This window comes from Tomitella cavernea, assembly GCF_016599145.1.
In the GTDB taxonomy this organism is placed as follows: Bacteria; Actinomycetota; Actinomycetes; order Mycobacteriales; family Mycobacteriaceae; genus Tomitella; species Tomitella cavernae.
On sequence record NZ_JAENKO010000076.1, the window covers coordinates 1 to 11,043 of the forward strand.

The following is an 11,043-nucleotide window of genomic DNA, read 5'->3' on the forward strand; positions in this document are numbered from 1 at the left end:
CGGAAGACGTGCTCGCCCCGGTGGCGGGGCTGCGCCCGCGCGCGGTGCTGCTCGTGGCGCGCAGCGGCGGCGGCGCGGCCGCGGCCGATGTGGCCGCGGCCGTGCTGGGGCCGGATCTCGACGTCCCCGTCGTGCGCGCGGCGACCCTGCCCGAGTGGGTCGGTTCCCTGGACCTGGTAGTCGTGCTCGGTGACGACGCGGGAGACCCGGAGCTGAGCGGCGCGGTGGGGGAGTCACTGCGCCGTGGCGCGGATACGGTCGTCACCGTTCCCGCGGAGGGACCTGTCGGCGCGGCCGCGGGCACGCGGGCGCTGACGCTGTCCCCGCGGGTCCCGGTGGTGATCGCCCACCGATTCCTGCACCACCTCGCTGCCTCCGTGGCTGTACTCGGCACCGCGCGGCCCGATCGGTGCGCACGCTGGCTCGGCACCCGCGACGTGGCCGCCGGCCTCACGGCGCTCGCGGACCGGCTCGACGGCGAGGCGCTGTCCGACGGTCCCGGACGCGAGGCGTTCCGCAACCCGGCCAAGGCGCTGGCGGATGCGATGCTCGGGCACGACGTGGTGTTCGCCGGCGACGACGCCGTCACCACAGCCTTGGCGCGCTGCGCGTCGACCGACCTGCTGTCCAGCGCGGGAGTCAGTGCCGTGGGGGTGGGGCTGGTCGACGTGCTGGGGGCACCGCCGGTCGCGGGCCGGACAGGCGGCGCGGCCGAATCGATCTTCCACGACGAACAGATCGACGGACCGCCCCCGGTCGCTCCGCGCCGAGTGTTCGTCTTCGCCGCCGCCGGGGACGAGTCCGTGGTGCGGCGTCGCATGGCCGCCGTGCCGGACGGGGAGCTGCTGCTGGCCGCCCCCGGCGACCTCGCGTACGCCGGCCCGGACGCGGACGAGCGGACCGGCCCCGATTCGGCCGACTCGGATCCATCGGGTCCCGATCCGTCCGGTCCCGGGTCCGCGGCGGGCGCGGGGCCGCTGATCGCGCAGTGCGCGGTGCTGGCGGTGCGGTGGCAGTCGGCGGCCGGTTACGTGGCCGCGGCCTGCGGCGCGGCGCAATGGAGCGGCCTGCAGGGGGAACCGGGGTAGTGCTGGTACTCGACGCAGTGGTGCGCTCCTATGCCTGGGGATCGCGCACCGCGTTGGCGCGGCTGCGTGGCGACGCCGGCCCCTCGGCGCACCCGGAGGCGGAACTGTGGTTCGGCGCGCACCCGGCCGATTCCGCACACGTACGTGGCGGGGACGCCCCCGGGGACGGCCGCAGGTCGCTGTTGGACGTGATCGAGTCCGACCCCGTCGGGCAGCTCGGCGCCGACGTGCTGGCGCGGTTCGGTCCACGGCTGCCGTTCCTGCTCAAGCTGCTGGCCGCGGAGGAGCCGCTTTCGCTGCAGGCGCACCCCAGCAGGGATCAGGCGCTCGAGGGGTTCGACCGCGAGGAGGGTGCGGGCATCCCCCTCGACTCGCCCATCCGCAACTACCGGGACCGCAACCACAAACCCGAAGTGGTCGTCGCACTCGAACGGTTCGACGCGCTCGCCGGGTTCCGCGACCCGATGCGCACGGTCGAGCTGCTGGGCGCCATCGGCGTGCCGGAACTCGACCCGCACCTGGGCCTGCTGCGCGGGCAGCCCGACGAAGCCGGGCTGCGGGCACTGTTCACCACCTGGATCACCATGCCGCAGGCGATGGTCCACCGGCTGCTGCCGAAGGTGCTCGAAGGGTGCATCGGCTACCTCGCGGGGCACGGCAACGGCGGGGAGTTCGCGGCCGAGGCCCGCTCCACGCTGCAGATCGGGGAGGCCTACCCGGGCGATGTGGGCGTCCTGTCGTCGATGCTGCTGAACCGGGTGACGTTGGAGCCCGGTGAGGCGCTGTATCTGCCGGCCGGCAACCTGCACGCCTACCTGCACGGCGTGGGCGTGGAAATCATGGCGAATTCCGACAACGTGCTGCGCGGCGGGCTCACGCCCAAGCATGTCGACGTCCCCGAGCTGCTGCGCGTGCTCGACTTCCACTCCGTCCCGGCCACCCCCACGGAGGGCGTCGCCGCCGGGGCCCGGGAGCGGGTCTACCTGTCGGCCACCCCGGAGTTCAGCCTGAGCAGCATCGAATTGCGCGGGGGGTGCGTGGAACTGTCCGGGGCCGGGCCGGAGATATTGCTCTGCACGCAGGGCGCCGTCAGGGCAGAATGCGATGGTGTGAAAACCGACGTTGTGGAAACCACGATCCATGCCACCCAGGCGTTGTGGGTGCCGGCATCGTCCGGGCCGGTCACGCTGACGGCGGTGCCGCGGAACCACGTGCAGGAGCCGAGTGCGGGAGCCGGCGGCCCGCAGGCGCAGATCTTCCGGGCACGCGTGGGAGCCGCGTGAGCTCCGGGCACGGCCAGGAGGGCCTGAAGACGATCCTCGCCGCGCTGACGGCCAACCTGGGCATCGCGGTGGCCAAATTCGTCGGGTTCGCCGTCACGGGGTCGTCGTCGATGCTCGCGGAAGGCGTGCACTCGGTGGCCGACACGACGAACCAGGCCCTGCTGCTGGTAGGACGCAAGCAGGCGGCGAAGCGTCCGGACCGACTGCATCAGTTCGGCTACGGGCGCAACCGCTACTTCTACGCGTTCGTCGTGGCGCTCGTGCTGTTCAGCATGGGGTCGGTGTTCGCGGTCTACGAGGGCATCGAGAAGATCCGGCACCCCGAGGAGCTCAGCAGTCCGTTCGTCGCGATCGCGATTCTGCTCGTGGCCATCGTGCTCGAGGGCTACAGCTTCCACACCGCGCGCGGTGAGTCGAAGGCGCTCAAGGGCGGGCAAAGCTGGTGGGGGTTCATCCGCAGCAGCAGGAACCCGGAGCTGCCGGTGGTGCTGCTGGAGGACTCGGGGGCGCTGGTGGGCCTGGTGCTGGCGCTGGCGGGCGTGGGGCTCACCATGGCCACCGGCGACGCAGTGTGGGACGGCGTGGGCACGGTGCTCATCGGCTGTCTGCTCGGCGCCATCGCCATCGTGCTCATCGTGGAGATGAAGTCGCTGCTCATCGGGGAGGCCGCCACCGAGGAGCAGGAGAACCGGATCATGGCTGCGCTGGAGGCTGGACTCGCCGAGCGTGTGATCCACCTGCGCACCCAGTACCTGAGCCCGGACGAACTCCTGGTGGCCGCCAAGATCGCGCTGCCGGCCGGCACGCCCCTCGACGCGGTCGCGGCGCAGGTGGACGCGGCCGAGGCGCGGATCCGCGAGGCCGTGCCGGTGGCGCGGCTCATCTACATCGAGCCGGACCTGGACCGGGCGCGCGGCGCCGGAAGCGCGGACCGCTAGCCTGGCAGGCGGTCCACGGGCGGACCGACCAGACGTGACGAGGAGAGGTACATGACGAGCGCACAGACCAGGGCGACCGTGCAGACGCTGGGCGGCATCGACTTCGCGGTGGCGGACCTGTCGCTGGCGGAGTTCGGGCGCCGCGAGATCCGGCTGGCCGAGCACGAGATGCCCGGGCTGATGGCGCTGCGGCGCGAGTACGCCGACGTGGCGCCGCTCAAGGGCGCGCGCATCTCCGGCTCGCTGCACATGACCATTCAGACTGCGGTGCTCATCGAGACGCTCACGAGCCTCGGCGCGGAGGTGCGCTGGGCGTCGTGCAACATCTTCTCCACCCAGGACCACGCCGCCGCCGCCGTGGTGGTGGGCCCGCACGGCACGCCCGAGGAGCCGCAGGGCGTCCCCGTGTTCGCGTGGAAGGGCGAGACGCTCGAGGAGTACTGGTGGGCGGCCGAGCAGATGCTCACCTGGCCTGAGGTCAATGGGGAACATGAGCCGGCAAATATGATCTTGGACGACGGCGGCGACGCCACGATGCTCGTGCTCAAGGGCGCGCAGTGTGAGAAGGCCGGTGTGGTGCCGCCCGTCGACGAGGAGCACGACAGCGACGAATACAAGGTGTTCCTGGCGCTGCTGCGCGCCTCGCTGGCAGCGGACGCGGCCAAGTGGACGACGATCGCGGAATCGGTCCAGGGCGTCACGGAGGAGACCACCACGGGCGTGCTGCGGCTGTACCAGTTCGCCGCGGCGGGCGAGCTGGCGTTCCCCGCCATCAACGTCAACGACTCGGTCACCAAGAGCAAGTTCGACAACAAGTACGGCACCCGGCACTCGCTGCTCGACGGCATCAACCGCGGCACCGACGTGCTCATCGGCGGCAAGACGGCGCTGGTGTGCGGCTACGGCGACGTGGGCAAGGGCTGCGCCGAGGCGCTCAAGGGCCAGGGTGCACGTGTCTCCGTCACCGAGGCCGACCCGATCTGCGCGCTGCAGGCGCTGATGGACGGTTTCGACGTGCGCACCGTCGACGAGTTCATCGGTGAGGCCGACATCGTCATCACGGCCACCGGCAACAAGGACATCATCGGCTTCGAGCAGATGAAGAAGATGAAGCACCAGGCGATCCTGGGCAACATCGGCCACTTCGACAACGAGATCGACATGGCGGGGCTCGAGCGCGCCGGCGACGTCACCCGCATCAACATCAAGCCGCAGGTGGACGAGTTCCGCTTCGCCGACGGGCACAGCATCATCGTCTTGTCTGAGGGGCGCCTGCTCAACCTGGGCAACGCCACCGGGCACCCGTCGTTCGTGATGTCCAACTCGTTCGCCAACCAGACGATCGCGCAGATCGAGCTGTTCACCAAGCCGGACGAGTACGACAACGAGGTCTACCGGCTGCCCAAGCATCTTGACGAGAAGGTCGCCCGGGTGCACGTCCAGGCGCTCGGCGGATCCATCACCAAGCTGTCCAAGGACCAGGCGGAGTACATCGGCGTGGACGTCGAGGGGCCGTACAAGCCGGAGCACTACCGCTACTGATGGGCGTGCTCATCGCCGTGGAGGGCATCGACGGGGCAGGCAAGCGCACGCTCGCCGGCCGTCTCGTCGATGCCTGGCGCCGCGGGGGGCTGACCGTCGCCACCGCCGCGTTCCCGCGCTACGGCGCGTCGGTGCACGCCGACCTGGGCGCCGAGGCGCTGCGCGGCGGCCACGGCGACCTGGTCGACTCCGTCTACGGCATGGCGTTGATGTGGGCGCTGGACAGGCGCGCCGCGTGCGGGGACTTGGCCAGGATGGTCGCCGGATACGACGTGGTGCTGTTGGACCGCTACGTCGCCTCCAACGCGGCGTACGGGGCGGCGCGCCTGCACGAAGGCTGCGACGGGCCGTTCACCGAGTGGGTGCGCGAGCTGGAATTCGCGCGGTTCGGGCTTCCCTTGCCGGACGTGCAGCTTCTGCTGGACGTGCCGGTGGAGCTGGCGCGAGAGCGCGCCGTGCAGCGCGAGGCGCAGGACCCGTCGCGGTTCCGGGACTCCTACGAGCGTGACGACTCTCTGCAGGCCCGGGTGGCCGGCGCCTACGGGGCGCTCGCCGGCGCCGCGTGGGTGTCGCCGTGGGATGCGCTGCCGCCGGACGCGGCGGGGTCGGCGAACGCGATCGGCGCGCTGGCGGAGCGCGTCGTCCACGCGGGGTGACGTGCGGCCGGGTGCGGCCACTGCAGGGGCTGATCCGCTGTCGGCGGCCGGAAGCGCACGTTCGCGCGTTCCCGGCGCCGTCCAGTACTCCTGTACATGACCGACGACGCCGGCCGGTACAGCCAGGACTATCTCGACCGCGTCGAAGAGCCGGTCGGCTGGTACACGGAGCGCGGGTACAAGGTTATGCCGGACTTGCACCAGGATGTGTATTCGGGCGCGATCGGCTCCCACGGCGCCGGCGGCAACGGCGCGGCTGCCCGCGAGATCGGTGCGGGCGTCGCCTACCGGCCCAGTGACCCCGGAACGTGGGGGCGTACCTCCTTGACGGTTCGCCCACGTTTCTCGTCGACGCGATGGACAAGGCGTACCCGAGTGCCGTGGCCGGCACTCCCGTCGAATGGTCGACCGGACCGGGCCGTCGTGAATTGACGTTCCATCCCGACCCCGCCGTCACGGACCCTACCGACATCTGCCGCCCCTCGGACGAGTTCCCCGGCGACGTCGATGTCACCGGGGCCACTGTGGTGCCGTGGGACCCGATAAGCTGGCTGCTCACCGTTCACGTCCCCGGCGGGGCGAAGACGGTCTCGGTGACGGTCGTCCCGGAAGGCGACTGATCAGTGGCCGACCGACCCGGGCGCTCAATCGGTCACCGGCTAGACTGTCCGCGCGAGTGCCGTGCGAACCGCCGTGCCGCGTTGATCGGCGTCGGCGGTCCGGGATGCGACGATGGAGAACATGAAGCAGCGGATTCTGGTAGTCGACGACGATGCCGCCCTGGCGGAGATGCTGACGATCGTGCTCGAGGCGGAGGGCTTCGAGCCCTGCGTCGTCGGCGATGGGATGGAAGCGCTGCCGCAGATGCGCCAGTTCCGCCCGGACCTCGTCCTGCTGGACCTCATGCTGCCCGGGATGAACGGCATCGACGTGTGCCGGGCTATCCGCGCGGAGTCCACGGTCCCCGTGGTCATGCTCACCGCGAAGACCGATACCGTCGACGTGGTCCTGGGCCTCGAGTCCGGCGCGGATGATTACATCGTCAAACCCTTCAAGCCCAAGGAGCTCATCGCCCGGGTACGTGCGCGCCTGCGTCGGATCGAGGACGAGCCTGCGGAGATCCTCTCCATCGGCGAAGTGGAGATCGACGTCCCCGCCCACAAGGCGACCCGCGACGGTCAGCGCGTCAACCTCACGCCGCTCGAGTTCGACTTGCTCGTCGCCCTCGCACGCAAGCCCCGCCAGGTGTTCACCCGCGAGGTGCTGCTCGAACAGGTGTGGGGCTACCGGCACGCTGCGGACACGCGGCTGGTCAACGTGCACGTGCAGCGGCTGCGCGCCAAGATCGAGCGCGACCCGGACAACCCCGAGGTGGTGCTCACAGTCCGCGGTGTCGGATACAAGGCCGGACCTCCGTGATCGGTTCCCCCGGGACACGGCACCGCCTGCGCGGTGCCGTGCTCGCGGTGGCGCACGCGCTGCATCGGCTGGGGCGGGGCCTTTCGCGCAGCTGGCGGCGGTCGCTGCAACTGCGCGTGGTCGTCTCCACGTTGGCGTTGTCCTTGATGGTCATCCTCATCCTCGGTTTCGTGCTGAGCAGCCAGATCACCAACCGGATGCTCGAGGCCAAGGTCGACGCGGCGTCCGAGGAGATCGACCGTGCGCGCGGCACCGTCGACCGGATGCTCGAGAACTCCGACCCGTCCAGCTCGCTCGAGAGCCGGCTGGAGGAGGCCAAGTCGGCGCTGACGGACCCGACGACGGACGGCCAGGCCGGCAACAACGCCGGCGCGTTCGAGCCGGTCCTCATCGTGCCCGGGGCCGGCCCGCGCAAGGAGACGTCGGCGGGCCCGGTCAACGAGGTGCCGGACTCGCTGCGCGGCTTCGTGCGCGCCGGCAAGGTGAGCTACCAGTACACGACGGTGCCGGACGGCTCAGGGGTCGGACCGGCACTGGTGATGGGTACGCCCGCCGGGTCGGACATTTCGCCGATCGAGCTCTACATGATCTTCCCGCTCACCGCGGAGGAGCGCAGCCTGTCGCTGGTGCAGGGCATCCTGCTCACCGGCGGCCTGGTGCTGCTGGGGCTGCTGGCGGCCATCTCGCTGCTGGTGGCGCGGCAGGTGGTGCTGCCCGTGCGGTACGCCTCGCGCATCGCCGAGCGGTTCGCCGACGGGCGGCTCAAGGAGCGCATGCCCGTTCACGGCGAGGACGACATCGCCCGCCTGGCGGTGTCGTTCAACGACATGGCGGAGAACCTTTCGCGACAGATCACCCAACTCGAGGAGTACGGCAACCTGCAGAAGCGGTTCACCTCGGACGTCAGCCACGAGCTGCGGACCCCGCTGACGACCGTCCGCATGGCCGCGGACCTGATCCACGACAACAGCGACGAGCTCGACCCGGTGCTGCGGCGCTCGGCGGAGCTGCTCACCGCCGAGCTCGACCGCTTCGAGGCGCTGCTGGGCGACCTGCTGGAGATCAGCCGGCACGACGCAGGAGTCGCCGAACTCGCCGCTGAGAAGCTCGACCTGCGGGTATGTGCGCGCGCAGCGCTCGAGACCGTGGAGCACCTCGCCGCCGAGTCCGGCAGCACTCTCGTGGTCGACATGCCCGACGACGCCGTCGTCGCGGAGGTCGACCCCCGCCGGGTCGAAAGGATCCTGCGGAACCTGCTGGCCAACGCGCTCGACCATGGGGAGGGCAAGCCGGTGGCGCTGCGCATGCGCGCCGAAGACGACACGGTGGCGGTCGTCGTGGCGGACGCGGGTCTGGGGCTGCGCCCCGGCGAGGAGAAGCTCGTGTTCAACCGGTTCTGGCGAGCGGATCCGTCGCGCGTGCGGCGCTCCGGCGGCACCGGCCTGGGACTGGCCATCAGCATGGAGGACGCGAGGCTGCACAACGGCAAGCTGGAGGCGGCGGGGGCGCCCGGCAAAGGCGCAGTCTTCCGCCTGACGCTGCCGCGCGTGCGCGGCGCCGGCGTCGTCTCCTACCCGTTGCCGCTGCGTGTGCAGGCATTCGCGCCGGCACCGGCCCTCGAGGCGGCCGCCACCGAGGGCGCCGCCGCTGATGGCGCCGCCGCGGATGGCGCGAACGCTGACGGCGCGCACACCGATGGCCCGGATACTGACGGCGCGAACGGGGACGGTGCCGCCATCGACACGAGTGGAAGCGAGGCACGGCGATGATCGGCCGCGGACACTCCACCCGACGGTCCACCGCGGTGATCCTGACCGCGCTCGCGGCGATCCTCATGGTGGCCGTGTCGGCCTGTGCGGAACTGCCCACCTCGTCGTCGCCGCAGGCGCTGGGCACCGTCCAGCGCGACGTGGGCGCCGCCGACGTGCCCACGCCGACGCCGGGAAAAGAGCCGGACCTGCTCGTGCGCGACTTCCTCAAGGCCAGCAGCGAGCCGGGCGGGCGGCACTCGGCGGCGCGCAAGTTCCTCACCCCGGCAGCGGCGAAGAGCTGGGACGACACCACCAGCACATCGATCATCGACAAGATCGACGTGTTCTTCGACAGCCGCAGCGCCGACGAGGCGACGCTGCTCATCAGCGCGGCCAAGGTGGGCCGCCTCGACGACAGCGGCTCCTTCCGGGCGGAGGAGGGCACTCTGGAGACCCGGGTGTCGATGGTGCGCGTGGACGGCGAATGGCGCATCGACCGGTTGCCGGACGGCGTCATCATCGACAGGGCCCAGTTCCTCAACAGCTACCACCAGGTGCAGTTGTACTTCCTCAACCCGGCCGGAACCATGGTGGTCACCGACCCTCGCTGGTTGACGGTGCGCGTCGAGGAGCTCGCCGCGCAGTTGATCTCGATGCTCATCGAAGGGCCCAACCAGCTGCTCGAGAAATCGGTGACGACGCGATTCGGGCCCAATGTGCACTTGCGCAGCACGCTCACCAAGCTCGACGGGCGCGACAGCAACGTGGGCGTCGGGATCGGCGGCGTGAAGATGGACTTCCAGGGCATCGGCGGCCTCGGTCCGCGGGAGCGTCAGCAATTCGCCGCGCAGATCGTCTGGACGCTGTCCTCGGCGGGCGTGGCGGGGCCGTACGAGATCCTGGCGGACGGCGCGCCGCTCGACCCGGCGCACGCCGACGGCTACACCACCGCCGACGTCGCCGGGTTCGACCCGTCCGGCAGCGCCACCGATGTCGGGCTGCACGCCGTCGTCGACGGCGCACTGGTGGCGATGACCGACTCCGGTCCGGTCCCGGTCCCGGGGCCGCTGGGGTCGGCGAAGGGCCTCGTCGATGCGAGCCTCGCGCGCGACGGCAGGCACGTCGCGGCGGTGCAGCGGGCGAAGGCGCCCGCGACCGGGGTGGAACTCGTCGTCGGCCAGTACGGCGCGGCCACCGACGTCGCCGCGGCGGGCCCGTGGATGACCGAGCCCACCTGGGCGCCCGACGGCTCCACCTGGGTCGCGGTGGGCGGCGATTCGGTGCAGCGGATCAGCGTGGGGAGCAACGGCGAGCCGGCGGCCGAGAAGGTCGACATCGCTGACGTGACGAAGATCGGCGGGGACATCACCGCGCTGCGCCTGTCGCAGGACGGCGTGCGGGCGGCGCTGATCGTGGACGGCCGTGTGTTCGTCGCTTACGTCACGCCGCGTGAGAAGGGCGGGTACGCGCTGACGTCGCCGAGCGCCATCGGGTCGAGCCTGAGCGGCGACGCGGTATCGCTCGACTGGGGCGGCAGTGAGGAGATCGGCCTGGTCCGGTCCACGCCGGACGCGCCGCCGGTGATCATGTCGTTCGACGGGTTCACCATGCACGCGATGAGCAGCCGCAACCTGGCACCGCCGCTGACGATGATCCAGATGACGCCCGACGACGTCTACGTGGTCGACAGCCGCGGAGTGATGCGCCGCTCGCGGAGCGCGGGCGAGGATTCGCAGTACTGGCGCGAAGTGCCCGGGCTCATGGGGGAGGGCCGCCTGCCGGTGGTACCCGGCTGACCCGCGGTGATGAGGGCGATGGCGTAATGGGGGGATGGCATGGGAATGCTCGCCGGGCTTCTGGATCTGGCGCTGCCGGTGGAATGCGCCGGATGCGGGGCAGCGGGGTCGGCGTGGTGCGCACGGTGCGCGGCGGACCTGGAGGGCGTGCCCGTGGGGGTGTACCCCCGCGTCGCTCCCGGTGTGCCGGTGTGGTCCACCGGCGTGTTCGGCGGCGCGCGCCGCGGCGCCGTGATCGCGCTCAAGGAACACGGCCGCCGGGATGCCGCGGTGCCGCTGGCCGCGGCGCTGGCGCGATCGATCGCCGCGCTGCGGGAGGCCGGTGAGCTCGACCCGCCGGAGCTCGCACCGCTGATCATGGTCCCGGCCCCGTCGAGGGCGTCGGCCGCCCGACGCCGCGGCGGCGACCCCGTCCTGCGCATCGCCGCGCTGGCCGCGAGTGCGACGCCGCCCCGTCTCGCCTCGGCCGCTGCGTCGGATCGCGCGGTGCGGGCGCTGCGGTTGCGCACGGGCGCACGCGATTCGGTGGGCCTCGGTGCGGCCGCCCGGCAGCGGAATCTGGCGGGTCGC

General features: G+C 71.4%; 10 protein-coding genes. All 10 read left to right on the forward strand.

Going from position 1 to position 11,043, the window contains the following annotated elements; all coding sequences use genetic code 11:
* Positions 1-1,088 (forward strand): tobH protein (locus JJ683_RS17715; protein ID WP_200176072.1); only part of this gene is annotated, 1,088 nt, incomplete at its 5' end.
* Positions 1,088-2,371 (forward strand): mannose-6-phosphate isomerase, class I, encoded by a 1,284-nt coding sequence (manA, locus tag JJ683_RS17720; RefSeq protein WP_307811034.1) that lies wholly within the window; start codon positions 1,088-1,090, stop codon positions 2,369-2,371. The genes JJ683_RS17715 and manA, both read left to right, overlap by 1 nt.
* The gene (locus JJ683_RS17725) at positions 2,368-3,309 is read left to right on the forward strand and encodes a cation diffusion facilitator family transporter (protein ID WP_200176077.1); all 942 of its coding nucleotides are present in this window, start codon (positions 2,368-2,370) and stop codon (positions 3,307-3,309) included. The genes manA and JJ683_RS17725 overlap by 4 nt, the downstream gene beginning before the upstream one ends.
* 51 nt (positions 3,310-3,360) lie before the next feature.
* Positions 3,361-4,851 carry an adenosylhomocysteinase gene (gene ahcY, locus JJ683_RS17730; RefSeq protein WP_200176079.1) on the forward strand — a complete coding sequence of 497 codons (1,491 nt, stop codon included), beginning with the start codon at positions 3,361-3,363 and terminating at the stop codon, positions 4,849-4,851.
* On the forward strand, positions 4,851-5,507 hold the full coding sequence (locus tag JJ683_RS17735) for a dTMP kinase (protein ID WP_200176081.1): 657 nt from the start codon (positions 4,851-4,853) through the stop codon (positions 5,505-5,507). The genes ahcY and JJ683_RS17735 overlap by 1 nt, the downstream gene beginning before the upstream one ends.
* Before the next feature lie 308 nt (positions 5,508-5,815).
* A complete protein-coding gene (locus tag JJ683_RS19305; RefSeq protein ID WP_242474837.1) occupies positions 5,816-6,127 on the forward strand; it encodes a hypothetical protein in 312 nt (103 codons plus the stop codon).
* 112 nt (positions 6,128-6,239) lie between these two features.
* Positions 6,240-6,926 (forward strand): MtrAB system response regulator MtrA, encoded by a 687-nt coding sequence (gene mtrA / locus JJ683_RS17745; RefSeq protein ID WP_200176083.1) that lies wholly within the window; start codon positions 6,240-6,242, stop codon positions 6,924-6,926.
* The gene (gene mtrB, locus JJ683_RS17750; RefSeq protein ID WP_372435337.1) at positions 6,923-8,695 is read left to right on the forward strand and encodes an MtrAB system histidine kinase MtrB; all 1,773 of its coding nucleotides are present in this window, start codon (positions 6,923-6,925) and stop codon (positions 8,693-8,695) included. The genes mtrA and mtrB overlap by 4 nt, the downstream gene beginning before the upstream one ends.
* Positions 8,692-10,473 carry an MtrAB system accessory lipoprotein LpqB gene (gene lpqB, locus JJ683_RS17755; protein WP_200176085.1) on the forward strand — a complete coding sequence of 594 codons (1,782 nt, stop codon included), beginning with the start codon at positions 8,692-8,694 and terminating at the stop codon, positions 10,471-10,473. The genes mtrB and lpqB overlap by 4 nt, the downstream gene beginning before the upstream one ends.
* A gap of 39 nt (positions 10,474-10,512) precedes the next feature.
* The coding region (locus tag JJ683_RS17760; RefSeq protein ID WP_200176087.1) for a ComF family protein at positions 10,513-11,043 on the forward strand (531 nt) is incomplete at its 3' end.

Coding starts and splice junctions, on each gene's coding strand:
- ahcY (WP_200176079.1), top strand. CDS start 3,361: ATGACGAGCGCACAGACCAGGGCGACCGTGCAGACGCTGGGCGGCATC.
- JJ683_RS17735 (WP_200176081.1), top strand. CDS start 4,851: ATGGGCGTGCTCATCGCCGTGGAGGGCATCGACGGGGCAGGCAAGCGC.
- mtrA (WP_200176083.1), top strand. CDS start 6,240: ATGGAGAACATGAAGCAGCGGATTCTGGTAGTCGACGACGATGCCGCC.
- lpqB (WP_200176085.1), top strand. CDS start 8,692: ATGATCGGCCGCGGACACTCCACCCGACGGTCCACCGCGGTGATCCTG.